Annotated in this window: 1 pseudogene; it reads left to right on the top strand. The window is 39.7% G+C overall.

Annotated elements, in window-relative coordinates:
* Positions 1–38: 38 nt before the first annotated feature.
* Positions 39–526, top strand: a pseudogene (locus AC1DRF_RS31970) (Na+/H+ antiporter NhaC); the annotation flags it as partial.

Raw genomic sequence — 526 nt, 5'->3', positions numbered from 1 at the left:
CATTCCAGAATCTACATACCAGTTTAGGAGGAGCTAGTTTGAACACAACCCGTTTACCATCTATGTGGGAGATAATGATTGTGCTTGCTTTATTTTTAGCAGTTGTTATTTCATTTGCAACTGTTTTGGATTTACCTATTCAGCTCGCTTTATTTATTTCATGGTTTATTGTTATGGCGCTAGGAGTACGACTTGGGTATACGTATAATCAGCTGCAAGGAGCCATTACAAGAGGAATATCAAACGGCTTAGAAGCTATTTTAATTTTATTAGCCGTCGGTACGTTAATTGGAACATGGATTGCCGGAGGAGTTGTTCCTTCTCTTATTTATTTTGGACTAGAGTTTATTAATCCAACATTCTTTTTACTTGCTACACTTATCATTTGCTCTATTACCTCGATTTCAACAGGAACATCTTGGGGAACGGTTGGTACAGCCGGAATCGCGATGATGGGAATCGGACAAGGCTTAGGCATGCCGCTTCCTTTAGTAGCTGGAGCTGTGATTTCAGGAGCTTATTTTGG

The organism is Priestia sp. P5_B4 (genome assembly GCF_056400385.1).
The sequence above is the reverse complement of the archived record's forward strand: the minus strand, read 5'-3'. Positions and strand labels throughout refer to the sequence as shown.